27 protein-coding genes are annotated in these 25,668 nt (G+C 61.2%); 12 read left to right on the top strand and 15 right to left on the bottom strand.

The window, feature by feature from the left end:
• Window positions 1-512: 512 nt before the first annotated feature.
• Window positions 513-1,142, top strand: a complete 630-nt coding sequence (locus tag C0V97_RS12920) for a LysE family translocator (RefSeq protein ID WP_127102998.1) — start codon at window positions 513-515, stop codon at window positions 1,140-1,142.
• Between the two features lie 59 nt (window positions 1,143-1,201).
• On the opposite strand, the gene C0V97_RS12915 is transcribed toward C0V97_RS12920, so the two are convergent.
• The gene (locus C0V97_RS12915; RefSeq protein WP_127102997.1) at window positions 1,202-1,414 is read right to left on the bottom strand and encodes a CsbD family protein; all 213 of its coding nucleotides are present in this window, start codon (window positions 1,412-1,414) and stop codon (window positions 1,202-1,204) included.
• 233 nt (window positions 1,415-1,647) lie between these two features.
• On the opposite strand from C0V97_RS12915, the gene C0V97_RS12910 reads away from it, so the two are divergent.
• Together C0V97_RS12910 and ybaK are read left to right on the top strand one after the other, a co-directional pair.
• Window positions 1,648-2,547 carry a DMT family transporter gene (locus C0V97_RS12910; protein WP_127102996.1) on the top strand — a complete coding sequence of 300 codons (900 nt, stop codon included), beginning with the start codon at window positions 1,648-1,650 and terminating at the stop codon, window positions 2,545-2,547.
• A gap of 109 nt (window positions 2,548-2,656) precedes the next feature.
• Window positions 2,657-3,142, top strand: a complete 486-nt coding sequence (gene ybaK / locus C0V97_RS12905; protein WP_127102995.1) for a Cys-tRNA(Pro) deacylase — start codon at window positions 2,657-2,659, stop codon at window positions 3,140-3,142.
• Here ybaK and C0V97_RS12900 read toward each other — a convergent pair whose 3' ends face one another.
• Window positions 3,143-5,551, bottom strand: a complete 2,409-nt coding sequence (locus tag C0V97_RS12900; protein WP_158625421.1) for a TonB-dependent receptor — start codon at window positions 5,549-5,551, stop codon at window positions 3,143-3,145.
• A gap of 255 nt (window positions 5,552-5,806) precedes the next feature.
• On the opposite strand from C0V97_RS12900, the gene C0V97_RS12895 reads away from it, so the two are divergent.
• The 5 genes from C0V97_RS12895 (at window position 5,807) to C0V97_RS12875 (ending at window position 10,023) form a co-directional block, all read left to right on the top strand.
• Complete coding sequence (locus C0V97_RS12895) at window positions 5,807-6,556, top strand: TVP38/TMEM64 family protein (protein ID WP_127102993.1); 750 nt, start codon at window positions 5,807-5,809, stop codon at window positions 6,554-6,556.
• Window positions 6,557-6,764: 208 nt separating this feature from the next.
• A complete protein-coding gene (locus C0V97_RS12890; protein WP_336763783.1) occupies window positions 6,765-8,072 on the top strand; it encodes a multidrug effflux MFS transporter in 1,308 nt (435 codons plus the stop codon).
• Window positions 8,073-8,102: 30 nt separating this feature from the next.
• Window positions 8,103-8,471: a response regulator gene (locus C0V97_RS12885; RefSeq protein WP_127102992.1), complete on the top strand. Its 369-nt coding sequence runs from the start codon at window positions 8,103-8,105 to the stop codon at window positions 8,469-8,471.
• Window positions 8,472-8,566: 95 nt separating this feature from the next.
• A complete protein-coding gene (locus C0V97_RS12880) occupies window positions 8,567-9,118 on the top strand; it encodes an adenine phosphoribosyltransferase (protein ID WP_127102991.1) in 552 nt (183 codons plus the stop codon).
• A gap of 71 nt (window positions 9,119-9,189) precedes the next feature.
• A complete protein-coding gene (locus C0V97_RS12875) occupies window positions 9,190-10,023 on the top strand; it encodes an NADPH-dependent oxidoreductase (RefSeq protein ID WP_127102990.1) in 834 nt (277 codons plus the stop codon).
• 50 nt (window positions 10,024-10,073) lie between these two features.
• On the opposite strand, the gene C0V97_RS12870 is transcribed toward C0V97_RS12875, so the two are convergent.
• The gene (locus tag C0V97_RS12870; protein WP_127102989.1) at window positions 10,074-10,649 is read right to left on the bottom strand and encodes a TetR/AcrR family transcriptional regulator; all 576 of its coding nucleotides are present in this window, start codon (window positions 10,647-10,649) and stop codon (window positions 10,074-10,076) included.
• 122 nt (window positions 10,650-10,771) lie between these two features.
• On the opposite strand from C0V97_RS12870, the gene C0V97_RS12865 reads away from it, so the two are divergent.
• Window positions 10,772-11,740 carry an SDR family NAD(P)-dependent oxidoreductase gene (locus tag C0V97_RS12865; RefSeq protein WP_127102988.1) on the top strand — a complete coding sequence of 323 codons (969 nt, stop codon included), beginning with the start codon at window positions 10,772-10,774 and terminating at the stop codon, window positions 11,738-11,740.
• Between the two features lie 89 nt (window positions 11,741-11,829).
• Here C0V97_RS12865 and C0V97_RS12860 read toward each other — a convergent pair whose 3' ends face one another.
• From C0V97_RS12860 to C0V97_RS12850, 3 genes are all read right to left on the bottom strand, one after another.
• On the bottom strand, window positions 11,830-12,879 hold the full coding sequence (locus tag C0V97_RS12860) for a phenylacetaldoxime dehydratase family protein (protein ID WP_127102987.1): 1,050 nt from the start codon (window positions 12,877-12,879) through the stop codon (window positions 11,830-11,832).
• 2 nt (window positions 12,880-12,881) lie between these two features.
• A complete protein-coding gene (locus C0V97_RS12855; RefSeq protein ID WP_127102986.1) occupies window positions 12,882-13,910 on the bottom strand; it encodes a carbon-nitrogen hydrolase family protein in 1,029 nt (342 codons plus the stop codon).
• Window positions 13,911-14,047: 137 nt separating this feature from the next.
• Complete coding sequence (locus tag C0V97_RS12850) at window positions 14,048-15,034, bottom strand: helix-turn-helix domain-containing protein (protein ID WP_127102985.1); 987 nt, start codon at window positions 15,032-15,034, stop codon at window positions 14,048-14,050.
• A 194-nt stretch (window positions 15,035-15,228) separates the two neighbouring features.
• On the opposite strand from C0V97_RS12850, the gene C0V97_RS12845 reads away from it, so the two are divergent.
• Window positions 15,229-16,149: a transporter gene (locus tag C0V97_RS12845; RefSeq protein WP_233582154.1), complete on the top strand. Its 921-nt coding sequence runs from the start codon at window positions 15,229-15,231 to the stop codon at window positions 16,147-16,149.
• A gap of 39 nt (window positions 16,150-16,188) precedes the next feature.
• On the opposite strand, the gene lldD is transcribed toward C0V97_RS12845, so the two are convergent.
• From lldD to C0V97_RS12830, 3 genes are all read right to left on the bottom strand, one after another.
• Window positions 16,189-17,331 (bottom strand): FMN-dependent L-lactate dehydrogenase LldD, encoded by a 1,143-nt coding sequence (gene lldD / locus C0V97_RS12840; RefSeq protein WP_127102984.1) that lies wholly within the window; start codon window positions 17,329-17,331, stop codon window positions 16,189-16,191.
• A 406-nt stretch (window positions 17,332-17,737) separates the two neighbouring features.
• The gene (locus C0V97_RS12835) at window positions 17,738-19,033 is read right to left on the bottom strand and encodes a YncE family protein (RefSeq protein ID WP_233582153.1); all 1,296 of its coding nucleotides are present in this window, start codon (window positions 19,031-19,033) and stop codon (window positions 17,738-17,740) included.
• Window positions 19,034-19,058: 25 nt separating this feature from the next.
• The gene (locus C0V97_RS12830) at window positions 19,059-19,871 is read right to left on the bottom strand and encodes a creatininase family protein (RefSeq protein WP_370265669.1); all 813 of its coding nucleotides are present in this window, start codon (window positions 19,869-19,871) and stop codon (window positions 19,059-19,061) included.
• Between the two features lie 159 nt (window positions 19,872-20,030).
• Here C0V97_RS12830 and C0V97_RS12825 point away from each other — a divergent pair, with 159 nt between their 5' ends.
• Entirely contained in the window at window positions 20,031-20,543 is a 513-nt protein-coding gene (locus tag C0V97_RS12825; protein WP_127102983.1) for a DUF2721 domain-containing protein, read from the top strand.
• Between the two features lie 180 nt (window positions 20,544-20,723).
• Window positions 20,724-20,855: a hypothetical protein gene (locus C0V97_RS18815; protein ID WP_255424184.1), complete on the top strand. Its 132-nt coding sequence runs from the start codon at window positions 20,724-20,726 to the stop codon at window positions 20,853-20,855.
• A gap of 93 nt (window positions 20,856-20,948) precedes the next feature.
• Here the strand turns inward: C0V97_RS18815 and C0V97_RS12820 are convergent, their stop codons facing one another.
• From C0V97_RS12820 to C0V97_RS12795, 6 genes are read right to left on the bottom strand one after another with little or no spacing between them, the layout of a single operon-like run.
• Window positions 20,949-22,601 (bottom strand): glycosyltransferase family 39 protein, encoded by a 1,653-nt coding sequence (locus C0V97_RS12820; RefSeq protein WP_127102982.1) that lies wholly within the window; start codon window positions 22,599-22,601, stop codon window positions 20,949-20,951.
• Between the two features lie 8 nt (window positions 22,602-22,609).
• Window positions 22,610-23,335 carry a glycosyltransferase family 2 protein gene (locus C0V97_RS12815; protein WP_127102981.1) on the bottom strand — a complete coding sequence of 242 codons (726 nt, stop codon included), beginning with the start codon at window positions 23,333-23,335 and terminating at the stop codon, window positions 22,610-22,612.
• A 49-nt stretch (window positions 23,336-23,384) separates the two neighbouring features.
• Complete coding sequence (locus C0V97_RS12810) at window positions 23,385-23,912, bottom strand: ATP synthase F0 subunit B (protein WP_127102980.1); 528 nt, start codon at window positions 23,910-23,912, stop codon at window positions 23,385-23,387.
• Between the two features lie 11 nt (window positions 23,913-23,923).
• Window positions 23,924-24,526 carry a hypothetical protein gene (locus C0V97_RS12805; RefSeq protein ID WP_127102979.1) on the bottom strand — a complete coding sequence of 201 codons (603 nt, stop codon included), beginning with the start codon at window positions 24,524-24,526 and terminating at the stop codon, window positions 23,924-23,926.
• Between the two features lie 22 nt (window positions 24,527-24,548).
• Entirely contained in the window at window positions 24,549-24,773 is a 225-nt protein-coding gene (locus tag C0V97_RS12800) for an ATP synthase subunit C family protein (RefSeq protein ID WP_023977841.1), read from the bottom strand.
• A gap of 57 nt (window positions 24,774-24,830) precedes the next feature.
• A complete protein-coding gene (locus tag C0V97_RS12795; protein ID WP_127102978.1) occupies window positions 24,831-25,580 on the bottom strand; it encodes a F0F1 ATP synthase subunit A in 750 nt (249 codons plus the stop codon).
• Window positions 25,581-25,668: the final 88 nt, after the last annotated feature.

The following is a 25,668-nucleotide window of genomic DNA, read 5'->3' as shown; positions in this document are numbered from 1 at the left end:
CTCATCATCAGAACCACTGGTTCAGACAACACCAAAGCGCCGCCAACATATCCCTTCCATTCCTATTCAATTTTCAAAGAACCCTGCCTAAACTACTGATCTTACTCAGTCTTTCAGGCAGCCACCCCAGCGTCGTCCGCTGCGGTGAACGGGCTTTTACGGAAACCAGGGGGGGTTGTCAAACACTTCCTCAAAACACCCAAAACCCACGCCAATCATAGGCCAATCCCGATTCCCACCCCCCATCAACCAACACACCACAAACAAATTAATCCAAAAAAAGAGATTTTTCCTCTCTCAGCGTGCATGCGCGTTCTTGCGAGTGCCCCGGATACCGCTAGGCTCATCTTTCCATGGCACAGCAGCTTCTCTCCGTCGTCGTACCCGTCTCCTGCACAGGCAGGGTCGAGCGGGTGCGTGTGCAGAGTTTCTGCTAGGCCCTCTCCCAACCCCGCCTCTACGGCGGGACATTTTGAGGTCTTGCCGCGTGGCCCTGACACGGTGCTCCCTCGATGCAAGCAACTTTCCCCCTCGAGACTTCCCTTGGCCTCTCCCGTGAGGCTATCGCCTCCTTTCTGGTCTTCGCGCTGACAAGCTCTGCAAGCGCCGGGCCGAATAATCTGCTGATCATGACCATTGCCGGACGCTCCGGGCTGAGGAGTACCCTGCCGAGCATCGCAGCTATTACCCTGGCGTTCGGCGCAATGCTTGTTGTCGGCGCAATCGGCGGCGGCATTATCCTGCAGCCCATGCCCGTTCTTACCCGAGCACTCGGGACATTGGGTGCCGGCTGGATGCTCTATCTCGCCTGGTCGGTTGCCTGTCAGCGTCCCGACGCAACGTCTGAAAATGCTTTGCCTCATTGGAGCCGGGCGCTCCTGCTCTGCTGGTCCAACCCAAAAGCATGGATGATGGCGCTGACGACCGGCACAGCCTATCTTCCCCAAGGCCCGCACTGGTTACGGACGCTGGCGCTCATGATAGGCATAAAGCTTGTTATTGGACTCGCGTCTCAGCTCGGCTGGGCGGTACTCGGGCTTTCCCTGTATCGTCTTAATGTGATGTCAAGCCATACCGCTTTGATCAATCGCTTCATGGGAGGCCTGCTGGCGATATCGGCCCTTACGCTTCTGATCTGCTAGGTGATCAGGCAGGAGAAATCCGCCTCGGGGAGTAGTGCGAGGCGGATTTCATGGAAACCTCAGAGCTTGTTGAGGCCTTCCTTGACGCTATCGATGCCGTTATTGACGGCGGTTTTCACATCGCCCTTCGTTTTCTCGGCCTTACCTTCGAGATTTTGCGCAGCGCCTTCGGCCTCCAGTCTCTCGTTATGGGTGAGCTTGCCGGTTTCTTCCTTGATTGAGCCAACTACCTGCTTGACGGTGCCGCTCACCTTGTCCGTGAATGAACTCATGACACTGTTCCTTTCTGCCAGGTTCTGCCGTCTGGCCTTACGCCTCAGAGACACTGCCCCTCAGGGAGCCAAGGTCTCAGCGGCATTGGCGCTGGCAGGACGGGTTTCACAACGCGTCATCCGGCTCAAAGTCGCATGAAATATGACGTTTTCGTCATAAGCTGCTCTTTTTCCGGAGAGAGCGATCCCATAAGGTAGGTTTCCCCTGTCTCCGGGATCAAGAAAGCGCATCGATGGCCCCCTTCCTGTTTTTCGCCGTTGTCATCCTCTGGGGGCTGACCTGGTTCGCCATTCATCTCCAGATTGGCGGAACGACTGCCGACGTGGCCATTTTCTGGCGCTTCGTTCTCTCGGCAACGCTTATCGGGGCCGGTCTGGCCCTGACCGGCAAGCTGCGTGTACCACCCAAAGCGGCATGGCCGTGGATCGCGGGCATGGGTGCCTGCCTGTTCTCCTGCAACTTTCTCGGCATCTACAGTTCTGAACTCTATCTGCCGAGCGGGACAGTTTCAGTCATCTTCAGCATGGCCACCTTGTTCAACACGCTCAATCTCTGGCTGTTCTTCCGCAAGACACCGGATATGCGCGTGCTGGCCGGGGGGCTTCTGGGAGTGTGTGGCGTGGCCCTTCTTCTGGCCGGCGATATGGCTCATGAAAACTGGCACCTGATGCTTGCGGGCATGGGCTTCGCTTTGCTGGGGACGTTCCTGTTTTCCTGCGGGAACATGCTCTCGCGCCATCTGGCCGGGTTCGATCTGAGTCTCACCAATACCATTTTCTGGGGCATGATTTGCGGTGCCACACTGCTCGCCGTTGTCATCCCGCTCTCAGGTCATGGCTATCAATTCCCCCTCACGACGCGCTGGCTGGGCGGATTGCTCTACCTTGCCTTGTTCGGCTCGGTCGCCGGGTTTCTGTTCTATCTCGAACTGGTGCGGCGCATCGGAGCGGATCGCGCCGCTTATGCGACCATTCTCTCACCAGTCATTGCCCTCGGCATGTCGGCATTCCTCGAAAAGGTGACCTGGTCTGTGCCGATGCTGGCGGGGCTGGTGCTGATCCTGCTGGGTAATGTGCTGGCATTTCTGCGCCGCAAGCCGCTGCCTCAACCCGTGGAAGTCGAACAGGGTTGATACACTATTGCCGGAGAACGGTACGGGGGCGCGATTGCGGGACGATTTGACAGACAGGTAGCGCGGTTTTCTGATGAGACACAATCACACGTCTCATGGAGCCCCTGCGATGAAGCCCGTCTCTGGCCAGACCCCTGCCCTCGTCCTGCTGGAGAAAGAGGGCATAGCCTACACCTTGCACGCGCATGATTATGACCCCGAGGCGAGCCGCAAGGGATTGCAGGCGGCAGAGTCGCTCGGCGTCTCGCCTGAACGTGTCTTCAAGACGCTGATGGTCTGGGTGGACAAGGACAAACCTGCCTGCGCGATCATCCGGTCGGATCACAAGCTGCATCTCAAGGCGGTCGCCGCTGCTCTGAAGGGCAAATCGGCTGCCATGATGGCCCCGCCCGATGCCGAACGCCTGACCGCCTACAAGACGGGCGGTATCAGCCCGTTCGGACAAAAAAAACGCGTGCCCGTCCTTCTGGACCGACACGCGCTTGAGCAGGAAACGATCTTCGTGAATGCAGGCCGCAGAGGCCTGCAATGCGAGATCGCCCCGGAACCGACCGCCAGCCATTTTGGCTGGACGGTGGCCCCCCTTGCGGAATGATCAGAACCCCGTGGAAAGGGTGACCATCGCCGAGAAGGGCGGGTTCAGGTAGTAGGAGGGCTGACCACCGGAAGCGATCATGGTGCCATACACACCCTTGGTCGGGTTCAGGTTGGTGGTAAAGCCATACACGCCGTTGCGGAACTTGGCGCCCGTCAGGTTGGTCATGTTCAGCTGGATCTGCGGCGACTTCATGAAACCATGGTTCTTGAAGCGGTAGCCGATACCCACCTGGTTCGTGACATATTGCGGGATCGAACTGTCATTCATGAAGCTGGCATATTGCTTGCCAACGTAGATAACCTGACCCGAGAACCAGAAGCTGCCATCGTCATAATCGAGGCCGAACTTGGCCTGCTTGGACGGCGAACGGATGGCGATCTTGCCAGCCGTCGGCAGCAGGTCGTTATTCACGCGAATATTGTTATCAATGGTCGAGTGCAGATATTCGAACGTTGCATAGGGGCGGATGTGGTGCCAGGCACGTGTGGCGATCTGGATATCGACGCCGCGCGTGGTCTGGCCACCGGCATTGACCGTCTGGCTATAGCTGGCACCTGCCGTCCCGTCATAGTAATTGAGGGTCTGCTGACGGTTGGTCAGGTTGTAGTTGAAGAACGAGATCGAGCCGACAATCAGCTCACCGTTATAGCGGTAACCCAATTCTTCCTGGATGGTGTATTCCGGCTTGGACGGTCCACCTCTTTGGGTCTGTCTGCCTGCCGTGTTGTAATAATCGACCAGCGAGGTGTTGGACGGCGCCTTGAAGTTGGTGCTGCCCGACACATAGATCTGGTGCTGCTTGTTGAAGTTCCAGGCAATGCCGATCTGGGGCAGCGGCTCGGGCGTGTGCAGGTTGCGGTTGTACTGCGTACCCGGCGTGTAGTTGTACATGCGACGGGTGACCATCGCTTCCTTGAAGCCGATCTGGATGTTCAGGCGGTCATTGAAATACTTCATCGTATCGCCGATGAAGATCATGTTCACCTGCGTGAGCGACAGAAAGTCACGGGCGCGGAAAGGCTGTCCCGTGGTCGTCTTGATGATGTCGGTCGTGCCCCAGATATTGTTCGCCTCGCCGGTCGCCTGGTTCACGATGCCATAAGGCGAGTACTGGTACAGGTTGGCATATTCGTACCACCAGCCCAGCGAGATATCGTGGTGATGATCGGGCTTGTAATGCAGCGAGATGGTGTTGCCGGTGCGGAACTGCTCCTGGTTCGACGGAGCCAGCGCCAGAGCGCTCTTGGCACCACCCAGATCGAGCTTGACGGCCTGGTTGCCCATATAGCTCGAGGCATTGATGACCGAAGCACCCGTGCCGTTGCCGATGCCGTGCCAGAAATACAGCGAGTCCTCGAGCGTCAGCTTGGGCGTGATGACGATATGAGTCGGCAGGGCTGCAACCACGTTTTCGAACGGGTTGACGTGCAGCTTGTAGTAATTTGCGCCTGCTGCATTCGGACCAGCATAATCCGTCGCGTAATTGGTCGAATACCCTGTCGTACGCCACTGACTGAGATTGGGGGCCAGATAGAAATCGTTGGTCTGGTCGTTATAGGCCACGGTCAGACCGGTATGGCTTCCGTTACGGAAATCCTTCACCATCTTGAAATCGTAATGGTATTTCTCGGCCTGACCGGGGCCACGCCAGGTGTTGCCCTTGGTATGGCTGAAGGCGAACATGGCACGCACGCCGCTATTGCCGATATCGCCAGAGTTCAGACGGATGAATTCACGAAACGTGTCGAACGAGCCGAAAGACACATCCATCACCCCGCCGAAGCGATGCGTCGGATTGCTCATGGTCATGGTCGTCATACCGGCCGAGGCGCTCAGCACCGGGGTATCGAGATTGACCGAGCCCGGCTGCATCGAGACGCTTTCGAGGTTCTCGGATTCCAGTACTTCGTTGGCATAGAACTGACCGCCACCGATATCGTTCAGCGGCGCGCCATCAAGAAGCCAGCCGATTTCGGTGGTGTCGAAACCACGGACATTGGTCTGGCCCGTATAGAGACCGAACGGGTCGGCCTGCGTCACGTTTGCGGCCGGCATCATGGCGATGACCTGCTGCAGGTTCACGCTCGGGGCCAGCTTGGCAATGAAGTCATGCGTGATGGTCTGCACGGCCTTGGGAGCCGTCTCGACACGCAGCAAACCGCCACCGGGCTGGCGGCTGCGGCTGCTTCGGCCTGTCACGGCGATTTCCTCAGGCTGTGATTGCGCCATGACCGGCACAGGAGCCGGGCGGGCAGCCGCTGCAACCGGCGCAGCAGCGGGGGCTGCAACCTTGGCAGGAGCCGAGCTTGCCGTCCGATGGCTGGACGCATGGTGCTTGTGACGGGTCGGCGCGGCGGTCGAGACCTGAATGCTTCCTGCAAGGGCGGTCCCTGTGAGAAGCATCATAAGACAGCGATGCGTGAAACTGGACGACATAGAGTAGCGGTTCCCTCGGCACTTGACGATCAGAGCGTCGCTGCTCGACGTCGATAATATCGTTACGACATCAAACAGAAACTTACTCCCCGGCTACCAGTTACGTTCACCAACAGCAACGAAACCTGCGTGACAATTGCCCTCGGGTGACAGAATCGTCACCCACTGTTACCCATCTGCATCATAGGGTGCTTCCTCTGGCGTTAAAGGACTGCTAATCGCTCGGTGCACACCGAATGGAGCCCTGTTCTGCCCATCCCTTCCCCCGCCCGTCAGTCACAATTCAAGGCCCTCTGGAAGCCCGCACTGACCCTGTCTTTCGTCACGGTTCTGCTCCTTGCCGTGCGGGAGTTCTCTCTGACGCGGGCGTTGCTCGCCTATATCGAAGGGTGGAAGCATCAGCCTCTCGCGCCTCTCGTATTCCTCGCCATCGGCATTCCCTACAGCCTGTTCGGCCTGCCCCGTCAGGCACTCTGTGTGGTGGCTGGTCTTGTCTTCGGGGCCCTGGCGGGTTTCGGTCTGGCCAGCGCCGCAAGCCTGGCCGGAGCGCTCCTGGGTTTTCTGTGGACAAGACGCATGGCTTCGCCTGCGCAGCGCGCACGCTGGCAGGCACGTTTCAAGGGGCGTCTGGCGCTCATAGGGCATATTCTGGAAAAGACCCCATTCCAGGCGGTGCTGACCCTGAGACTGATGCCCGTCGGCTCAGCCATCATGGTGACCGTGGCCGCCGGGCTTTATGGAGTGCCGATCAGCGCCTTCGGCTGGGCCACGTTTCTGGGCGCCATTCCCCAGAACCTCGTCTTCGTCCTCATCGGTGCCGGTGCACAACTCGGGCAGGGCGTACAGATCGGGCTCGGCGTTGCGCTTTTCGCGGGCTCCTCCGCTCTCGCATGGCTGCTCATGGCACGTGCCAGAAGAGAGGGCGGTGCGCTCGCGACGTTGACTCAAGAAGCCGGGAATGACGACGTAAAGTGACGGCCTTGTCGTGCCCTCTGCGTGACTTTCTTCCGGCAGGGTCGAAAAAAGTCATTGAAAAACCTGAGCGCTGCGATATCTGACACCTCATTGCCAGAGACTGGTCCAAAAACCGCCTTCTTCCTGATGCGCTTGAAGAGCGCGGAACCTGTCCGACACAGGGCATACGTCTAACATCTTGCAGTCCATCATCCAGCAGGAGCGCCTCATGGCCTCTCCCGACGGGATTTCTCTTTCTGACAACTCTGCCACCGGATTGCGGGGCGACCCTGCCCGGGCCACCCCTGTCGTCATGCCTGGCTGGCTTCCCCTGCTTCTGGGGTTCCTGACGGCGGTGGGTCCGGTTTCGACCGATATCTATCTTCCCGCCTTTCCAGCGCTTGAAAGGTCGCTCCACTCCCCCGCGGGCAGTGCCGGAATGACGCTTTCGGCCTGGATGGTCGGTCTGGCTATCGGGCAGATCAGCATGGGGCCTCTGGCTGACCGCTTCGGGCGACGCATTCCCATGCTGATCGGCATGATCGTGTACACGCTGGGCAGTGTTGGCTGCGCCATGGCCACCACAATGGGCTGGATGTGCGTCTTCCGGCTCGTTGCCGCCATTGCGGCTTCGGCCAGCATCGTGATTCCCAGTGCCTGCGTGCGCGATCTCTCAACTGGAAACGAAGCCGCGAAGCTCATGTCCAAGCTGATCCTCATTCAGGGGATCGTGCCCATTCTCGCCCCGATGCTGGGGGGGATCGCGCTCGACTATATCAGCTGGCGGGCCATTTTCTGGGTGTCGGCCGTCTATGGTGGGGTGTGCGTGCTGTTCCTGCTGCGTGCCTTTCCCGAAACCCTGCCTGTCGAAAGCCGTCGCGAGTTGCGGCCGCTCTCGCTCCTGCACCGCTATCTCTTCATCGCGCGTGAGCGCTGCTTCATTACCAATGCTCTGGTCTGGGGTTTCTGTGGCTTCCTGTCCTTCACCTACCTCACGGCAGCTCCCACCGTGTTCGAGCATATCTTCGGCTTTACCCCCGCCCATTACGGCATGCTGTTCGGCCTGTTCGCGGTGTGCATGATCGGTTCGTCACAAATCAACGGCGCTCTGGTCGGACGTGTCAGTTCCTCGGCCATGCTCGGCTGGGCACTGGTCATCGCGATTTTTGGTGCCATCGCGCTTCTGGTCGTGGTGATGCTGGCTGAGCAGTATCTGGGCCCGACCCATCACATCCGCCCGATCATGCTGATCCCGATTGTGGGCTGCATGATGCTCACCCTGGGCATGACCGGTATCATCGGCCCCAATTCCATGGTGGGGGCCTTGAGCAACCAGTCTCAATTTGCCGGGAGCGCGTCGGCCTTTGCAGGAACCATGCAATACGCGCTGGGTTCACTGGCCAGCACGGCTATCGGACTGCTGCCTGCAGATACCCCCATGCCCATGGCCGCGCTGATGCTGTTTGCGGCTCTGATGATGGGCGTATTTGCCATTTTGCGTCCCCACGGCCACAAATCCGTATCGCCTGCCGAATAATCGGCAGCGCCCGTGGTGGAGAGTTGAGAGATGCCCGATTCGCCTGTCCTTCTTGTGGAGGATGACGATTCCATTGCCCTTATCGTTGAAACGATTCTCTCCACCCTCGACCGGGGCGTGTTGCGCGCAGCCTCGACCAGCGAGGCGCTCGCTCTGGCCGCAAACACCATGCCCGGTCTTCTGATCACCGATCTGAACCTGCCGGGCAGCTCTGGTGCCGAACTGGCCCTGCGCTTGCGGGATACGAGCCCTGCCCTGCCCGTGATCCTGATTTCGGGTGATTTCGACGATTCCTCGTCGCGTGACGATCTGGTACCGGGTGCCGTGATCCTGCCCAAGCCATTCCGTCGGGCTGCCCTGCTCGAGGCGATCACGACGGCAGAGGCGTCCAAGGGCTGAGCCTTGGGGCGGCCCGACATTTACTTTTGCGACCCGAAGCGGCTAGATGCCGCGCCTTTTGATGCTCCAGTAAACCAGGGAAGAGAAGCAGGACCATGGCCCAGAACGTGACGCACGGCGACCAGCCGGAACTCGATCTCAAGAAGTATATTCGCGAGATCCCGGATTTCCCCAAGCCGGGCATCCTGTTCTACGACATCTCGACCCTGATCCGTAATGCCGATGCCTGGCAGATCGCAACCGCCCGTCTTGCGCGCGCCATCGCCCCGTGGCAGCCCGACCTGCTGGCAGGAATCGAGAGCCGTGGCTTTCTGACCGCCGCTCCGGTCGCCATGCGTCTGGGTTGCGGCTTCATCATGCTGCGTAAGCCGGGCAAGCTGCCGGGCAAGACCATCGCGCTCAAATACGGACTGGAATACGGTCAGGACGAACTGCACATCCAGGAAGACGCCGTAAAGCCGGGCCAGCGCGTGGTGGTGCTCGATGATCTCCTGGCCACAGGTGGCACGCTCTCGGCCTCGATCAGGCTGCTGCAGAATGTTGGCGCCGAAGTGGTCGGCACCTCGGTCCTGGTCGAGCTGGACGGTCTGGGCGGCCGCGACAAGCTGGACGTACCGCTTCATTCGCTCCTAACCTACCCCGCCTGAAGGCCCGTCGGGCAGGCGCGCCACAGGCTGCGTCCTGCCCCTGCACGGACGGGCCCCAAGTGGAGCCCGTCATGACCGATCGCCTCACCACCCTCTGGCAGCAACGGTATCGTACCGCCCCTCCCCCGGAGCTGGCAGAAACACCCGCAGCGCAGACCGATGTTTTCGACTCATTGCTGACCCATCGCAGTGTGCGCGCCTATCTGCCCGACGCCCTGCCCGAGGGCACCATCGAAGCCGCCATCGCTGCTGCGCAATCTGCCGCAAGTTCGAGCAACCTTCAGGCCTGGAGCGTCGTCGCGCTACGCGATCCCGGGCGGCGGGCCCGCTTTGCCGAGCTTTGTGGCAACCAGGCCCACATCACCCAGGCACCGGTCTTCCTCGTGTGGCTGGCCGATCTCTCCCGCCTTGAGCGGGTCGCCAGCGCGACCGGCCAGGGCCATGAGGCGCTCGACTATACCGAGGTCACGCTTCTGGCCGCCATCGACACGGCTCTTGCTGCCCAGAATGCCGTCGCCACGCTCGAGGCTGCGGGACTGGGAACCGTCTATATAGGCGGTCTGCGCAACCATCCCGAGGAAGTCGCCCGCGAACTCGGTCTTCCCGCGCGCTGCATCGGGGTCTTCGGACTTTGCGTCGGCTATCCCGACCCGTCCCGCCCGGCCAGCGTCAAGCCGCGCCTGCCACAACCGGTCGTGCTCCATCACGAGCATTATGGCGTAGCGGATGAGGCGTCCCTGATCGCACTGCATGACGCGCGCGACGGTGATTTTCAGAAGGAGCAGGGCCTGCCGCCGAGACTATGGTCCCAAACCATGGCGGCGCGAATCGCGACACGGGCAGCCCTGCATGGGCGTGATACGATACTGTCTTCCCTGCGCACGCTCGGCTTCCCCATGAAATAAGCGCGCGCTGCGCCCGACCCGCCAGGCAGGCAGGCAGGCAGGCAGCTCTCCTAGGGCGTTACCCCGGGACGGGCGCCAGCGAGAACGATATCGATGAACTGGATGGCCTGTTGCGGCCTGTCTCCGGCGATCGTGCAGACCCCGTAGACCGCACGCAGCATGTCCATAGGATCGATATCGTCTCGCAGAACGCCTGCCGCGACACAGGCCGATGTCAGGCGCTGCATGGCGTCGATAATCGGTGCGCCAGAGCGTTCATGCAGAGAGGCCGCGCCGCCGGTCACGGTTTCAAGCACCGGAGTCATGATCTTTTTGGTCGCGGCATAAGCCACGAAAAGCTGCATCCACTGGCGCAGCGCTTCGAGTGGTTCGTGGCTGGCGGCCAAAACCGGAGCCGACGCCACGAGCTGATCGCGTTCATCGGCATAAACCGCCTCGATCAGGGCGGAACGATCGGCGAAATGACGATAGAGCGTCCCAACCCCGACTCCGGCACGCGACGCGATGGCATCCATGCGGATATCACTCTCCCCTGCCATGAAGGCACTGCGCGCTGCAGCCAGAAGCGCCAGGCGGCTACGCTGCCCATCGGAGCGCGGACGGCGCGCCTTGGGGGTGTCGGTCATCGGAGAGAACCCTCTTGTTAAACGGAATATGATTCCGTATATGAGAAGCGGAGTATGCTTCCGTTTAGATTGTGTCCTGTCGGCCGGCAAGACGCATGCGCCTTCTGCCCATGAGGCTGTTCATGTCCACTTCTTTCAACGCACAAACGACGACCGACGACGTGCTCAGCGGCGTGTCGCTCACCGGCAAACGCTATCTTGTCACCGGCGTTTCAGCAGGGCTCGGTATCGAAACTGCCCGGGCGCTGGTCGCCCATGGGGCAAAGGTTGTCGGCACAGCGCGTGATCTCGCCAAGGCCCGACAGGCCACACACATGATCGACCCCGCCCTGTTCAGTGTCACAGCCCTCGATCTTGCGGATCTGGCGAGCGTGCGTGACTGCGCCGATCACCTGCTGGCCACCGATCTTCCCTTCGATGCGCTGATCGCGAATGCGGGGGTGATGGCAACGCCGCTGGGATATACGAAAGACGGGTTCGAAACGCAGTTCGGGACCAATCATCTCGGACATTTCGTCCTCGTGAACCGGCTCATGCCCCTCGTGAAGCCGGGCGGGCGGGTCATCATGCTGTCCTCTGCCGGGCATCGCTATGGCGATGTCGATCTGGACGACCCGAACTTCGAGCGCACCGAATACACACCATTCGGCGCTTATGGCCGCTCGAAGACGGCCAATATCCTGTTCGCCGTCGCGCTCGATGCGCGCCACAAGCCCCGTGATATCCGGGCCATGGCCGTGCATCCCGGCGGGATCGCCACGGAACTCGTACGCCACATGCCCGAGGGCGCAATCGAGGCCATGGTTGAAGGGATCAATCGGCAGGAGGCCGAGGCCGGGCGTCCCCCCTTCGTTTTCAAATCCATCCCGCAAGGCGCGGCGAGCGCAGTCTGGGCGGCAACCATAGCCGATCCACAGACCATTGGCGGTCGCTACGGCGAGAATTGCAGCGTGAGCGCCATTGTCCCCGATAACGAGCCCCTCGGCATCACCATCCCCGGCGTGCGCGCCTACGCCGTCGATCCCGCACGGGCCGAGGCACTCTGGAAGTTGAGCGAATCGATGGTGGGCGAAACTTTTCCGACCCGCTGAGAGGGAGCGGGCAGTGGCACACTGCCCCTCCCCGCCCAGACCCTGATCGCGCTGCTACGGACCCTTGAACCTGTCCTTGGCAGGGTACCCTAGGCCAGACCGTTGAGCATACCGGTATGGTCATGACAGCCGAGATACTCGTAGATCTGCGCGTCGGATTGCAGGACGGCCACCTCATGGAACAGACGCAGGTTCAGGACGCCTCTGAGCGCTTGCACCACTTCGATGAAATCGCCGAAAATCGCCTTATGGGTGGGATGATGCTCGGCCCAATGCTCCAGAGAGGCCAGATCACGCCAGACACTCATGCCGAAACTGCGACAGGGTTTGCCTCCCCGCGTTTCATCCACTTGCATGTAGCGGTTGAAATAGCAGCCGATCTCCACCCCTTCATCGCGCAGGAACATCATGCCTGCGCGCAGCGTTGGTTCGATCCGGTCCCGATAGAGCGCCAGTTCCTGCCCGACCACATCCGACCAGTCCTGACCGGAGCGGATCAGGGCCAGACCTTCATGCCCGATCACCAGCCGCGCACCCGGCGCGATCGGCACGATCTTTCGTCCTCCTGAGGCCGCGAGCGCCTCTCTCTGGCTGGCAGGCAAACGGTCGCGCATCCCGCCCCAATAACCATGTTCCTGAATGGGCTCCGCGCTACGCCCTCCCAGCATAACACCGATGCCCTCCAGCCGGTCCGACGCGCTGAACAGCGTTTCCAGATGGGTGCTGCGCGGCAGGAAAACCTCCCGATACAGCCCAAGCCCGCCAAGCGCACGGGCCCGCTCATGCCACCACTCCTGCTGCCCACGCCACCATCCGGCGTGGGCCTGAGGGTCCGGCCAGTAGCCGATCAGCACGGCATTGGCATATCCCGCCCCATCCTCGAAAACCGCCCGCTCCACGTTGACGGCAGATCCGGCCAACCGCTGTGCCAGCGTGTCGAGCAGACGATCTGCGGCCTCCTCGAGCGCAGGATCGCGCCATTGCACGCCGAAATACCCCATGACGCTCTGGTCCTGCTTCGTCTTGTCCCTCGCCGTCCAGGCCGGGAAAGGCGGCAGGAAATCATCGCTTATGCGACGCGGATTGAAGTCCGGATCATGCCGGGGGCAACGAAGATGGGGGGCAATGGCGCTTTCCATCCTCAATCCTCCAGGCCGGATGGAACGCAGAAGGAGCCTGCCTCGACCGGGTCGGGGTCGCGGGGGCGCATGTAATCGACACGGCGCGCCCGTACCGGATTGAAGAGGAGGCGCGTCACATCAGGGCGCGAATAATGCCCGATCGGGTCCGCAGAAGCCTTGGCAATCGGAATGGCGGCCAGATCGATCTCGGCGATCAGAAGACCTTCCTCATCCGGCGCGAGGGGCGCGACAAGATCGCGCCCATCCGGGCCAATGACGCGGGCAGCGCCCCCGCCTGCCCTGAGCAGACCCCGCTTCTCGGGCGTCGTGCATAATGCCTCGATCATGGCTTCGGAAACCACGGCGCACGGGGCCAGCACGAAACAGCCGCCCTCCACGGCATAGACGCGTGAGGCCGCAATATTCACCTCGGCACTCAGCGCATGGGCGAAGGGCTCATAGAGCGAGAAGCTGGGCCAGGCGCCCACATGCACCTGCTCGTTCTGGGCGTACATCGCGTATTTAGTGAGGGGCTGGATATGCTCCCAGCAACAGAGCGCCCCGACGCGCCCCAGACCCGGCACGGCATGGACCGCCAGGTCGCTTCCATCGCCCTCGCCATAGACCGTACGCTCCACATGGGTCACGCGCAGCTTTCGTCGGGTGGCAATCGTCTCACCATCGGGGCCGATGATCCACTGGGCGATATAGAGAGAACCATCCTGACGCTCGGACAGACCCAGCACGGCGGTGATTCCTGCCCGCTTGACCGCGCCCCGCAGGCGATCGGCCTCCGGGCTGTCATAGGCCAGCGAGTTGTCGAAATAACGCCCGGTGAAACCGCTCCCAATGGACCACGCGGGGCTGTCCAGCCAGATATGCCACGGATAGCCGGGGATGAATGTTTCGGGGAAGGCGATCAGCGCCGCCCCCTTCGCTGCGGCCTCATCGATCAGGGCGATCGTCTTGTCGATGGTGGCGTCGAGATCGAGATAGACAGGGGCTGCCTGTACGACAGCGACCTTGTATCGAGGGTGCTTGAGGCTCACTGTTCCGCTCCGTCAATAGATCTCCAGCCGGACAGAAAAGCCCGGCACAGGATCGATCCTAGAGCGCAACGATCACCTGTCTTGTCCGCTACGGAAGCAAAACATGCCTCATGATATCCGGCATGCAGGGCAGGCGTTCAGCCATCCGAAAGACCCTTTGTCTCTCGGGTTTCACGGCTGGCCAGACGGAAGGCGCGTGGCGCGCAGCCATGGGCCGCAGCGAAGACGCGGCTGAAATGCGCCTGGCTGACGAAGCCGCTCATCGCTGCGATCTCGCCGATCTGGTAGCGATCACGACAAGGATCGGCGAGCGCCTCACGCGCCCAGTCGAGACGACGCTTCATGATGTATTCCGAGACGCCCATGCCCTGATCGGCAAACAGGTCATCGAGATAGCGCGTCGAGATACGAAACTGCTCGGCCAGCGCCTTGCGCCCCAGAGAAGGATCACGCAGCTTCGTCTCTATCGCGTTGCGTATCTGGAGCCCCATGGTCAGGCGATGCGACGTCGGCGCGCCTGAACGATATCCCGAGGCGATCAGCATCGAGGCCACGAGTTCAGCCGCCTGCGCGGTCAGGCGCGGGACGAGCAGATCCGGCAGGGATCGGCTGGTCCCGGTCAACCCGTGAAAAAAGGACGCAGCCAGACCGCAAAGCGGATTGGCGCCGTCCATCACTGTGGCGGTCAGGCCCGGCGCATGGCCGAACCGGGCGTCCAGCGCCTCAGTCGGCATCATCAGGATGATCTGCTCGAAATCCTCGTTAAAGCGCAACGTGTAGGGCCTGTCGGTGTGATAGAGGGCGAAACTGCCAGGCGCCACGATGGCTTCCCGTCCATCCTGGATAACCTGCCCCCTGCCGGTCACCCCGAGACTGACGAGATAATGGCTCTCCCCGGCGGCGCTGATCAGACGACGCGTTCGGGCAACCGATTGCGCGCCGGAGCAGACAGTCGTGAGGCTGAACGCCTCCATTTCAAGGCGCCTTACCGCCCCGTGGAACCCTGCCCCCTGAGCGCGGCATTCCAGCGGGACGAAAGACCGGCAGACGACATCTTGCCAGAATTCCAGTCCCGCCCGTGGCGACAGTCCCAGCGTATCATAGCTTTGCATGACGAGCGGCATGATCCCTGCCCTCCCTTTGTGCCCCCATCTGGCCTGAAACCGCCCATATCACGCCCCAATACGTTGCGGTATCGTTATTGTTCCGCCCTGGGACAAAGCGCGAGCGCGCAGCAAGAAAATCCTCTCTCCCGGACAAGAACCACCTGCCTCGCTCATGATGATTTTTTCCCCACAGCATTACCATGGGGGATCAGATGAAAACGCAGTTCACTGGGCATCTCACGCGCGCAGTCTGTCTGATGGCGATGCTCGGCGCGCTGACACCCGCCAGCCAGGCAACTGAGGGTGGGCAGACCAACTGGGCCTCGGGTGTTCAGACCATCTATCCTGCGCTCACCCCTCCGCCAGGCCAGACCTACTGGCAGGACTATTTTGTGGTGAATCCGAATGGGGCCTATTCAAGCACGAGCAGGAAATCCTCGGTTCCCGGTTTCAGGGCCACGGCCATCGCCAATGCAGCCCGCCTGTTCCATAGCTGGCACGGACAGTTTCTGGGCGCGACGCTCTCGAGCAGCGCCATTCTGGCCATCAACAGCCTGACCCTGCGTGCAGGCGGTCAGGGGAGTACGGCTTTTGGGCCAAACTGGCTTTACCTGGCACCGCTCTACCTGTCCTGGCATACGCCCAAACTGCACGTTTATCTGGGTGAGGGCGCCTTTCTGCCGATCGGCTCCTTCAGCAGGACGGATCTGGTGAATGAATCCACGCATGTTTTCGGGTTCAATCAGGAAGCCGCACTGACCTGGATGCCGACCAAACGCTTCGATGTCTCGGCCGAAGGGGAATTGCAGATCAATGCCCGCAATGGCGCGACAGACTATAAATCGGGTAATGTCATCAATATCGATTTCGGCGCAAATTACATGCTGAGCCCAGCGCTGCCGCAATTGCGGCTGGGGCTGAACGGGTTCGTCACCTCGCAATTCACCAATGACGTCCAGAACGGTCATCGTGTGGGGGATGGCAATCGCCTGGCCAAATACGGTCTCGGTCCGCAACTGATCTGGTTTTTCAGACCGCCCTACGCGGTAGCCCTGAAATGGCAACATGAAATGGGTGTTCAAAACAGCACGCGGGGCGACCGCTACTGGCTGCAATTCCAGATCCCGCTATGAGCCGGGGCAGAAACTGCCCTGAACGCCAGGGAGGGGATGTCAGGAGAGCGCCTTGACCAGACTCTCCCGCGTCAGTTGGTCGATGGTCCGGGCGCCGGTCAGGGTCATGGCGACGCGCAATTCCTGCTCCATCAGATCGAGCAGGCGGCTCACACCGTTCTGACCGCCTGCCGCAAGCGCGTAGATGTAGGCACGTCCCAGCAGCACGGCATCGGCCCCGAGGGCAACCATACGCGCAATATCGAGCCCGGAACGGACACCTGAATCGGCCAGAATGGCAAGTTCGCCTTTCACGGCTTGAGCAATGGCCGGAAGGGCGCGGCAGCTTGACGGCACACCATCGAGTTGCCTTCCCCCATGATTGGACACGACGATCCCGTCAGCACCAAAGCGGACGGCGTCGCGCGCATCCTCGACATCGAGAATACCCTTGATCAACATGGGCCCCTTCCAGAAGGTGCGTATCCATTCGAGATCCTTCCAGCTGATCGACGGGTCGAAATTGCGGCCCAACCAGCCGATATAATCCTGCAGCCCCGTAGGGTGCCCCCGATAGGTGGAGATATTCCCCAGATCATGCGGCTTGCCCCTCACCCCCACATGCCAGGCCCAATGGGGGTGGCCCATTGCCTGGGCAAGGCGTCTGGCTGCTGCATAGGGCCCTGACATACCCGAATGGATATCGCGATAGCGCGCCCCCGGCATGGGCATGTCGACCGTGAAGACCAGTGTGGTCACACCCGCTTCGCGCGCGCGTTCCAGCACATGACGCATGAAGCCGCGGTCTTTCAGCACATAGAGCTGGAACCAGATGGGGGTGGGCGACTGGCTCTGCACTTCCTCGATCGGACAGACCGACACAGTGGAGAGCGTGAAGGGTATGCCCTTGCGCGCCGCCGCGCGCGCAGCCTGAACCTCGCCTCTTCGGGCATACATACCGGTGAGCCCGACTGGCGCCAGAGCTGCGGGAAAAGCGAATTTCTGTCCCAGCAGGCTTATCGACGTATCCAGCCCGGCCATGTTCTTCAGAATACGCTGACGCAACGCGACGGCTGACAGATCAGCCTGGTTGCGGTTCATCGTATATTCCGCATAAGCCCCGCCATCGATGTAGTGAAACAGGAACGGAGGAAGCCTGCGCCGCGCAGCCTCGCGATAATCCGTCGGGGCGGAAATCAGCATCGGGGTGGGGCTCCTTCGGAAAGCGATGTTTTTGCCCAGAAAGGCGTTAGACCGAGACGGGCGTCCAGTCACAACCCTGTGCAGCCATCCGCATCGACGCAGGCTGACAAAAGGGAAGACACGGTGCTGAGGCGCCTGGTCCATCAGGGTCAGCCCATCGCGAATCTTGTCGTGTGCCCGCATTCGCGGAATGCCTGGAGAAAGGCCTGTGAACCCGCCTCTGGCCTCCCGCAAGGCTCTGGTACAATCGCAGGCGGGATGCAGGCCTCGGACCCGCTGGAGCGCATTCTTACCCGAGAGGCTGGATGATGCGCCAGCTCCCAGGCTCAGACCGGAAGGGCAACGGCGTCCTTGAGGCAAGCCCCGCCCCGATGCCACAGCTGGTCCCGGGGCGGGATAAGCAAGGTCAGCGCAGAATGCCGGTATGACCCACGCTGTAACGACCCGGCTGCGGCCAGACTGTCAGGCCGTGCGGCTCTGCACCGACCGGAATCTTCTTCACGTCGCCCGTCTCGGTATCGATGGCATAGGCAACATCATCGAAGCGGCCCGAGAGCCAGAGCAGCTTGCCGTCTGCGCTGACATTGCCCATGTCGGGGCTCCCACCGCCGGGGATCGGCCAGGTCTTGACCACCTTATCGGTCGCGAAGTCGATGACCGAGACGCTGCCGGGGCTGCGACGTGGGCCATGGATCTTGTGCGATCCGCGATTGGCCACATACATGAACTTGCCGTCGCGGCTGGGATATTCGCCATGGGTACCCGGGCCGGTCGGGATGAAACCCGTTTCCTTGAAACTGTCGCCATCGACCACGAACACACCATCGGCATGCATGTCGGCAATGTAGAATTTATGCCCGTCAGGCGCTGTCAGGATATCCTGCGGCATACCGCCCTTGGAAAGCTTCAGATAGCCGATCAGACTGCGATTGACCGTGTCGATCTTCGCCAGATACCCCCCGAACTCGCAGGTAAAAATGGCGTAGCGCCCGTCGATGGAGAAATCGGCGTGGTTGATGCCCTTGCATTGCGGTGCCTCGACCGACCCGACAAGCGCCATCGTATGCGGGTCACGGAAATCAAGGCGCTCATGAGCCTCGGCCACGACGATGGCGTATTTGCCATCGGGGGTGAAATACATGTTGTAGGGATCATCGACCGTGATGGCCTGACCGGGCTTGCCGGTGCGCGGGTCGATGGGCGTCAGGCTGCCGTCATTGCTGCCCTCGGCATTATTGGTGACCCAGAGCGTGCGCAAATCCCAGCTCGGCACGACATGCTGCGGGCTGCGGCCGACCTTAAAGGTGTCGACAACCTTGAAGGTCGCCGGATCAATGACCGAAACGCTGTTGCCGCGCAGATTGGGCACATAGACGCGTGCCAGATCGTCCTTGATCGCAGGCGAGATCTTGCCAGCCACCGTCTCGCTATAGATGTCGTGTGGATCCAGCACGGGCGGCATTCCGGGTATGGTCTGAACCGGGGCATCAGCCACCGCAGGCGCTGCAGACGCGCCGGGGGCGGCGGAAGGAGCTCCGGATGCAGGCGCATTCGTGACGGGGGCTGCAGGGGCCGTCTCGTTCGGGACGGCAGGACTGGCCGGAACCGTTTTCGGTGCGGCCTCTTGCGCCCGTGTCGCAGGGGCTGCGCCGAGCGTCAGACCCAACAGCGAAACAACGAACGCATGACGTGAGAACTTCATAGATGCTCCTTGAAAACGATTCATCTCAGCGGGATCTGCCGAGGGCATTGAGTGCTGCCTGAACCTGAATCTCCGTGCCGATACGCCCCAGATCCGCAGTGGCGGGACGGGGGTCCCCCCCATACACACCCTGGGCCGCGCCTGGCAGGGACGCTGCCCTGAGGGCCTTTTCACGTACCATCCCCGGGTCGATGGCCAGCATGAGCGCCGTATCACTCAGATCGGCATGTTTGCCCAGATCGGCCCCGAAGCCTTTCTGACGAAGGACCTGAGCATAGGTGGACCCGATACTATCGTAATAAGCCGCCAGGTAGAGCGCCTCTCCCTGACCGCGCCATTTATTGTTCAGCTTGGCCACAGCCGCCTTGAGATAGGACAAATATCCGCCGTGATCGGCGATAAACACGACACGACGAAAACCCTGTACATGAAAACTCTCTCCCGCGCCTTCGATTACCCCTTCGAACACGGCAGGCGGGATCGAGATGGTGCCGGCGAAACGCATATGGGAGCTCCGCGGATCCGTCCCGCCCTCAGGGACATAGGCCATGACCGGCGCTACCAGCGTATGACCGAGCGCCTGAGCGATCCGTTGAGCCTGCACTTCAGCCCGCACATTGTGCTTGCCGACCGCGATATAAGGGCCGCTCTGCTCGGTCCCGCCGACAGGCACGATGATGGTATCCGTGCCGCTCTGAAGTTGAGCCTGGATTTCGGTCCAGGTGAGTCGGGAGAATTCGACGCTTGCAGCTCGCGCAGACGGTACAGTGGCCAGAGCCAGCGGAGCAGCCAGAAGCGCGGCGCAGAAACGCTGGCGCAGGGAGAGAAGGTTCGGCACGCGCGGAATTTCCACCTTGAAGCAGGGAGTATTCTGTTACAGCCTGTTCTAACACAGCTTCGCCCCGGTGCCAGTGCCGGGCCCTTGATGTTGCAGAGTTTTGCCAGGGCTGTAGAACCTGCCCCTCTCCTGCCCTCCAGACTACGGAGCCCCTGCCCCATGGCGCTCGACCCTGTCGGCCTCAACGCCCTTCTGGCCCCCGAACCCATCGACAGCGTTGCGCATGTCATCCAGACCGCGCTGACCCCGGTTTTCATGCTGTCCGGCGTGGCCTCCCTCCTGACGCTCTTCAATACACGTCTGGCCCGGGTATCCGATCATGTGGAAGAAGTAGCGCATCGCCTGGATGGCCAGACGGATGACCCGGAGGAACTCGCGAGACTCGAACGCCATCAGCGCCGACTGAGACGCCGGGTCTTCGCGCTCGATAGCGCCATCATGCTGGGGGGGGTTGGAGGCGCCTCGACCTGCGGCGCCGCTCTGGCGCTTTTCGTTGGCAGCCTGCACAATAGCCAGACCGTCGCCTGGCTCATCTTTCTGTTTGGAGGCGCCCTGTTCTGCACGGTCGGTGCGCTCTCTTCCTTTCTGGTCGACACGTTTCTCGCGTGGCATGGCCTGAAAAGAGACGGTGCCCTTCCCAAGCCGATGGCGCTCATCAAAGCAACAAGATAACATTCAAGGGTGGGTGAGGCGGAATTTTATATCACCCGGACACCCTCAGTAACCTGTAAATAGAAATCATGTTCGTTCCATGCGTTTACTGCATTGCTGGAACGCGTTTTATGAGATTGCCTTTGGGTTGGTTTGAGCGCTCTTACCGCGCCGACACATCAGATAACCAAGGAAATTCTCATGTTTACCGTCGAAATCGCCAACATTCTCGCCCACCCGTTCAGCGCCCTCAGCGCCCTGTCGATGATCTCCTTCATTCCTGTTATTGGCGCTCTTCTTGTTGCCACGATTGCCGCTGACCGCACTGCCTGATCGCCTAGCGATCAAACCGATGATTACTTGAAGAAGTTAAGCGAATAAAAATAATATCGCCTTCCCTCTTCAAGCTATTCATTCTGTCAGTCTCTACTGACGCACAGGGGCAAACAGTCCCAGATCCAGATGATGACCATTGGAATAGTTGAGCCCGTTCACGCGGCCATATTCCGTCAGACCGAAGCCTCGGGTTTCCATCGCCGCATGCAGAGCTGTTTCATCCTTGCGGTCGACCAGAACCAATGCGCAGGCCGCATTCTTCGTCAGAAATTCCGAAGCTGGCCCCACTCCCAGAAGCTTTGTGTTCGACCCAGCCAGAAATGCCAGGCTCGGTTCGGAGTAGGAAACGGAAACGAGGGTACTGTTCTCGCAAGGGCGGTAATCATCGTATAGAGCGGCAGCTCGCGGCGCGAGTTGCAACAGACCCAGATTGGGAATGACCGTCAGGAATATCCCTGCATGGATCACCACGGCTGCGCTCAGCATCACCCAGGCTGCCCGAAAGCGATCGGCCCTCCACATGAGCCAGAATGTGTAGAGCACCAGCGGCAAGGCCCCGGCGAGCGCAATCAGCGCGCCATAATCGAGACGATGCTCACTCGTCCAGAGCAGGATCGCCCCCGCCACGACAAAAGCAAGGGAGAGTACGCCCCAGAGAAGCCCATAAAGCCCCATCATGCCCTTTGCCCAGAGAGCGTTGGGGCGACGCAGGGGCCAGCGGGTCAAGGTCGCGGCTGTGAGAATGGCAATAGCTGGATAGGTGGGCAGTACATAGTGCGGCAGCTTCGTCGCGATCGCCTCGAAAACGAGCCAGTGCGGAACGATCCAGCATAACAGAAAGCGGATGGCGGGTTCGCGATGGCGCGCCCAGATGGCGGGCAGGCCCAGAACCAGAAAGAGCGAACCGGGCCAGAAGGCCAACAGGAAGATCGCAATATGGAAGCCCGGAGGCAGACCATGCGCCTGCTGTCCATGACCGATCTTGCCCAGAAAATTCGTCCCGACGGAGCGCGAGAAAAATTCGCCATGGCTCACCACGCCGATGGCGATGCACCAGGGCAGCACCACGGCGAGGGTCAGCAACCAGCCCCAGCTCGGGCGCAGGCGCCAGAACCAGCGCGCCTGACGCTCGATGATACGAAGCGCGAGGGGGGTGGCGAGACCGGGTATCAGTACCACCGGCCCCTTCAGCATGAGCCCGCAACCGAGCGCCACCCAGTAGAGCAGAGCGACTGGAAGCGGCGTCACACGATTGCGCTGTTCGTCCATATAGGCGCGCAGCAGCGCGGTCTGAACCAGCAGGATATCCAGCAGCAGCACTGTATCGATCGTGGCCATGCGGCCTTCAGCGGTCAGCAGCGTGGAAACCGCCAGAAAACCCGCCGCCAGAAGACCGGCCACCCCACCGAAAAGGGTTGCGCCGAGATAGGCGGTCAGGGTCACCGCCGAGATGGCGGCGATCAGGCTGGGGATGCGATAGGGCCAGGCAACATGGCGCGCATGAGGACCGCCTGCGATTCGCTCGGCAGTTGCCTCGAGCCAGTAGATCCCGGCGGGCTGCAGATAACGCGGCTGATCAAGGAAGCGGACATCGACGTAATTGCCGCTCTCGATCATCTGGGCCGAGGCTTCCATATAACGCGGCTCGTCGCGATCGAGCGGTACGAGGCTCATACGCCCCGGCAGGAAGATCAGCAGGGTCAGCAAAGCCACGCCGAGATAGTGGCGCCAGGTCAGAGTCATCAGAGCCCTCAGCGTTCGGTTACGCGGCCCGGCAGTCTCGTACGATTGAGCAGCCACATGACACCCAGAAGATCACGGATGCCGACGAGCGCGCGATTGAAATTGGTATATTTGGACTGTCCATGCAGACGGGCGCGATGACGCGTCTCCACACAGATGAGCTTCGCCCCGTAACAACCCAGCAGGGCGGGAAGAAAGCGGTGCACGCCTTCGAACTGGGGGATACGCAGGAAGGCTGAGCGCGCGAAAAGCTTCATGGGGGCGCCGGTATCGGGGCAGCCATCCTTGAGCAGACGACGACGCAGGCCATTGGCCAGCTTCGTGGCGATGACACGCGACAACCGATCGCTACGCTTGAGGCGCACACCCACCACCAGCGGCTCTCCCTCCTTGCAGGCCTCGGCCCGCTTGAGCATGTCGATGATAACCGCCGGATCGTCCTGTCCGTCACCGTCGAGCGTGGCAATCCAGTTCCCGTGCGCCGCCTCGATGCCCGTGCGCAGGGCTGCCGACTTTCCCCGACGCCGATCATGGCTCAACAGGCGCAGTCCGGGAAGCAGCTCCCCGCGCGCCGCCAGAAGCGCCTCGCAGGTGGCATCCGTGCTGCCATCATCGACAAAAAGGATTTCGATATCGGGAGCGTTCTCGAAGACGTTCGCGAGTTCCTCGCAAACCGGACGGATATTTTCCGCCTCGTTGAGAACAGCAATGACGATGGAAAGTCGTACACTCATGGCAGAAACCGCCTATGGCTTGTCCGGGCATGACGCCCGGACAGATCGGTCACGCAGCGCTCTGGCTGCGCGATCCGGCCTCATTCGATGCCTTGAGCGCCTGGGGCAGGTCGCTGATACCCCGATCAAGCAGGGCTGAGGCCCCGGCCTGCTCAGAGCGCAGATACTGGCCGACCAGAGCGCGTGTCGCCTGGATCGCGGCATCGGCCGCGACTTCACGCATTTCCCGTATTGCCTGGCGCTCGGAGGCAGCAATACGGTCACGCGCCATCTGCTCGCGGCGTGATGCCACAGCCTCGGCCTCGCGGCGGGCATGCTCGGCAATGGCAGCGGCTTCCTCACGCGAACGCTCGATCAGGGCACGGGATTCGGCCAGAGCCTGTTCACGCTCGCGCGTGGCATCCTCAAGCATCTTCTCGGCCTCACGACGCAGGCGGCTCGCCTCGTCGAGGTTGCTGCGTACCTGATTGGCGCGGGCGTCCAGAACGGCCGCGATGGCCTTCCAGAGCTTGCCGCCGAACAGCACGAAAAAGGCGACGAAGGAAACGGCGACCCAGAAACGTTGATCGTGGAACATCGCGTTATCCCTCAGCCTCTGCTTGCCGCGAGACCGGTGCGGACGGCGTCCTGCACCTGTGCCTCGGAGATTGCATTCTCAATACCTGCAGGGCGCAGCAGCTTCTCGATCAGGCTCTGGGCCGTCTCGGTCGCCACGCCAGGCAGGCTTGCGAGCGCTTCTGCACGGGCAGAGGCGATGCGCTTCTCGGCTTCGGCAATATCGGCCATGAGCCGATGGTTCATTTCATGGGTCTGGGCTTCGGCAGCCGAACGGGCTTCCTGAACGACCCGGTCAATATTGGCCTGGGCCTGCGCAGCCGCGTCATGGCGGGCGCGACGCAGCTCGTCAACGGCGCGATCAGCGTCGTCACGGGCACGGCGGGCAATATCGAGATCGCCCTCGATCCGGTTGCGTCGATGGGTCAGAACCCCTTCGATGCGTGGCAGGGCCGAGCGGCTCAGAATGACGTAGAAAACCGCGAAAATGACCGCTCCCCAGACCACCTGCCCAATGAGCAGGGGGTTGGAGAAGTCAAGCTGCGGCATGCCAACGGCCCAGGCCCGTCCCGGCACAGTGCCGAGCGCCAGCGCAATGGCCAGCGGGGCAGCGAGATTTCGAGACGGAAGGCGCATGATGGCTATCCCTGCCTTTCGATCAGACGAAGAGGATCAGGAAGGCGATCAGAAGAGCGAACAGCGCGACGGCTTCCGTCAGCGCGAAGCCGAGCATGCCGAGGCCGAACACGTGGGGGCGGGCAGCCGGGTTGCGGGCGATCGAGCTCACCAGCGTGGAGAAGATGTTGCCGAGGCCGATGCCGACACCGGCAAGAGCGATAACAGCAATACCGGCGCCGATTTCGCGAGCAGCAGAGACGTCCATGAGTCAGGTTCCTTGGTTACGACGATACAACAGTTGAGCGTGGATCGGGGCGTGCACTCAGTGCGCCACAGCCTCACGCAGATAAATGCAGGTGAGGATGGCGAACACATAAGCCTGCAGAACGCCCACCAGCAATTCCAGAGCCGTCAGCGCGACATTGATGACGACAGGCGTCACGGCCAGCACAGACCCGAAAGCTCCAAGACCAGCCAGCATCAGGGTGAAGCCGGCAAAAACTTCGAGCAGAACGTGACCAGCCATCATGTTGGCGAAAAGTCGGATCGACAGGCTGACGGGTCGCGAAAGAAAGGAAAGGATCTCGATCGGGATCAGAAGCGGCGCAAGGAATGCAGGGGCACCTTCAGGCATGAAATGCGCGAAGAACTTGATGCCCTGGTATTTCAGCGAGGCCAGAATCGACACCACGAAAACGAGGATGGCCAGAGAAGCCGTGACCGCAATATGGCTCGTAAAGGTAAAGCAATAAGGGATCAGGCCCAGATAGTTGCCAGCCAGAATGAAGAAGAACAGAGCGAAGACGAACGGGAAGAAGGCTGTGCCTTCCTTGCCAATGGTCTCGACAGCCATGTTATGGATGAAGTCGTAGCCCAGCTCAGCCGCGGCCTGCATTCGTCCCGGCACGACAGCAGCGGGGCGCATGCCAATATACAGGAAGCCGAGAACCAGGACGACAGCCACCAGCATGAAGGCCGGAGACTGGCTGAAGCGCAGCGCCTCGCCGATCTGCCCGAGAACAGGATGAAGCTCGAACTGGCCGAGCGCGTCAATCGTTGATCCGGCGGCCAAGCTGCCTCTCCCGTTTACGATGCAGATCCCGGGAGGACCCCGGCAATCCATGAAAACCCAAAAACCGACGCATACCCTGCGCCGGGAC

The sequence above is a fragment of the Asaia sp. W19 genome, from assembly GCF_003994335.1.
Lineage (GTDB): Bacteria > Pseudomonadota > Alphaproteobacteria > Acetobacterales > Acetobacteraceae > Asaia.
The sequence above is the reverse complement of the archived record's forward strand: the minus strand, read 5'-3'. Positions and strand labels throughout refer to the sequence as shown.

Bases quoted from the DNA above. Each gene is read 5' to 3' on its own strand.
- C0V97_RS12920 (WP_127102998.1), top strand. From the start codon at position 513: ATGCAAGCAACTTTCCCCCTCGAGACTTCCCTTGGCCTCTCCCGTGAG.
- C0V97_RS12915 (WP_127102997.1), bottom strand. From the start codon at position 1,414: ATGAGTTCATTCACGGACAAGGTGAGCGGCACCGTCAAGCAGGTAGTT.
- C0V97_RS12910 (WP_127102996.1), top strand. From the start codon at position 1,648: ATGGCCCCCTTCCTGTTTTTCGCCGTTGTCATCCTCTGGGGGCTGACC.
- ybaK (WP_127102995.1), top strand. From the start codon at position 2,657: ATGAAGCCCGTCTCTGGCCAGACCCCTGCCCTCGTCCTGCTGGAGAAA.
- C0V97_RS12900 (WP_158625421.1), bottom strand. From the start codon at position 5,551: ATGATGCTTCTCACAGGGACCGCCCTTGCAGGAAGCATTCAGGTCTCG.
- C0V97_RS12890 (WP_336763783.1), top strand. From the start codon at position 6,765: ATGGCCTCTCCCGACGGGATTTCTCTTTCTGACAACTCTGCCACCGGA.
- C0V97_RS12885 (WP_127102992.1), top strand. From the start codon at position 8,103: ATGCCCGATTCGCCTGTCCTTCTTGTGGAGGATGACGATTCCATTGCC.
- C0V97_RS12880 (WP_127102991.1), top strand. From the start codon at position 8,567: ATGGCCCAGAACGTGACGCACGGCGACCAGCCGGAACTCGATCTCAAG.
- C0V97_RS12875 (WP_127102990.1), top strand. From the start codon at position 9,190: ATGACCGATCGCCTCACCACCCTCTGGCAGCAACGGTATCGTACCGCC.
- C0V97_RS12870 (WP_127102989.1), bottom strand. From the start codon at position 10,649: ATGACCGACACCCCCAAGGCGCGCCGTCCGCGCTCCGATGGGCAGCGT.
- C0V97_RS12865 (WP_127102988.1), top strand. From the start codon at position 10,772: ATGTCCACTTCTTTCAACGCACAAACGACGACCGACGACGTGCTCAGC.
- C0V97_RS12860 (WP_127102987.1), bottom strand. From the start codon at position 12,879: ATGGAAAGCGCCATTGCCCCCCATCTTCGTTGCCCCCGGCATGATCCG.
- C0V97_RS12850 (WP_127102985.1), bottom strand. From the start codon at position 15,034: ATGCCGCTCGTCATGCAAAGCTATGATACGCTGGGACTGTCGCCACGG.
- C0V97_RS12845 (WP_233582154.1), top strand. From the start codon at position 15,229: ATGAAAACGCAGTTCACTGGGCATCTCACGCGCGCAGTCTGTCTGATG.
- lldD (WP_127102984.1), bottom strand. From the start codon at position 17,331: ATGCTGATTTCCGCCCCGACGGATTATCGCGAGGCTGCGCGGCGCAGG.
- C0V97_RS12835 (WP_233582153.1), bottom strand. From the start codon at position 19,033: ATGAAGTTCTCACGTCATGCGTTCGTTGTTTCGCTGTTGGGTCTGACG.
- C0V97_RS12825 (WP_127102983.1), top strand. From the start codon at position 20,031: ATGGCGCTCGACCCTGTCGGCCTCAACGCCCTTCTGGCCCCCGAACCC.
- C0V97_RS18815 (WP_255424184.1), top strand. From the start codon at position 20,724: ATGTTTACCGTCGAAATCGCCAACATTCTCGCCCACCCGTTCAGCGCC.
- C0V97_RS12820 (WP_127102982.1), bottom strand. From the start codon at position 22,601: ATGACTCTGACCTGGCGCCACTATCTCGGCGTGGCTTTGCTGACCCTG.
- C0V97_RS12815 (WP_127102981.1), bottom strand. From the start codon at position 23,335: ATGAGTGTACGACTTTCCATCGTCATTGCTGTTCTCAACGAGGCGGAA.
- C0V97_RS12810 (WP_127102980.1), bottom strand. From the start codon at position 23,912: ATGTTCCACGATCAACGTTTCTGGGTCGCCGTTTCCTTCGTCGCCTTT.
- C0V97_RS12805 (WP_127102979.1), bottom strand. From the start codon at position 24,526: ATGCGCCTTCCGTCTCGAAATCTCGCTGCCCCGCTGGCCATTGCGCTG.
- C0V97_RS12800 (WP_023977841.1), bottom strand. From the start codon at position 24,773: ATGGACGTCTCTGCTGCTCGCGAAATCGGCGCCGGTATTGCTGTTATC.